Raw genomic sequence first — 1,046 nt, 5'->3', positions numbered from 1 at the left:
TTATTATGAAGCTACCAACCAAATATAAGCCAACTGATGTGATATGGTTCATTTTAGCTATAGTAACTTTAGTTCATGCTATCTCTCATAATAATTTATTGTGGGGGATTCTTTCAGCATTTCTTTTTTACTTCGTGCTTGATCCAATCGTTTAAATTATTTTTTTTGAAAGGAGAATATGAATAAGGACAAACAATCATTTATTATTGAATTAGTTTTTATTTTACTAATTATTATTTATGCTGTTCATCAACTGGCATAAAAGGAAGAACAAGCTATGAAAAGAGATGACATCATTAAACTATCAAACGGGCAGGAAGCTACGATTATCAGAGGAGATGAGTCTGAATTAAAGAATAGTTATATCGTAAAACTTGAAGACGGAGAGCTAAGAGTAATTGATAGAGAAACCTTAACGCTAGCCAAGGGTGTATCTGATATTAGAGGAAGGCATGTCAACCGCAGACAATGATATCACGCCCCCCAGTCAGTTAATAGAAAGCGCGTGATGTAAGGCTTGTAGAAATCAATATAAGCTTATTGTTCACGTTTGCAACTAGTTTATGAGTAAATATTTACCACTTTTTACTTAACCCTAATACGTGCAAACCTGAACCACGTTAAAAGCTGAGAGCCATTCTGTCAGTAGTTTATCCAACATTTACCTCTATTAAGCTGTTTATCTCTCGCTTTCTATCGATATACTCTTTTATAGTTGTTACCCTTGATACCTTACTGTTACTCTTATTTTAGAGAAAGGTAACAGTATAAACCCTTGATATAACTACCTTTATAATACTTTGTTACTCTTGTTACCGTAAATAATACTATATCAGTTGAGAATTTAATAACTCTATAAACTAATAAACCAGTTAACTAAATATCTCTAATAAAAATATTTCTCAATCCTCGTACATGCCTTGCCTGACATTAGTACAAAATGGAAAGGAAGAAAATATGTGTCGCCGCGCCGCAGCCGCGCCGCAGCTCGCTCGACGCGGCGCGTCGTCAGATACGCGTACGGCGACTCGCCGTACGCGAGCCGG

At 35.9% G+C, this 1,046-nt stretch carries 1 protein-coding gene and 1 pseudogene; one reads left to right on the top strand and one right to left on the bottom strand.

All coding sequences use genetic code 11. The annotated features are described in order from the left end of the window. Positions 1-277: 277 nt before the first annotated feature. Positions 278-472, top strand: coding sequence for a hypothetical protein (locus AB0M39_RS42225; protein WP_058221577.1), 195 nt, complete (start codon positions 278-280; stop codon positions 470-472). Positions 473-961: 489 nt separating this feature from the next. Here AB0M39_RS42225 and AB0M39_RS42220 read toward each other — a convergent pair. Further along, positions 962-1,046, bottom strand: a pseudogene (locus AB0M39_RS42220) (AraC family transcriptional regulator); the annotation flags it as partial.

The organism is Streptomyces sp. NPDC051907 (assembly GCF_040681075.1).
GTDB lineage: Bacteria > Actinomycetota > Actinomycetes > Streptomycetales > Streptomycetaceae > Streptomyces.
This window is presented reverse-complemented; position numbering and strand designations above follow the sequence as displayed.

Coding starts and splice junctions, on each gene's coding strand:
- AB0M39_RS42225 (WP_058221577.1), top strand. CDS start 278: ATGAAAAGAGATGACATCATTAAACTATCAAACGGGCAGGAAGCTACG.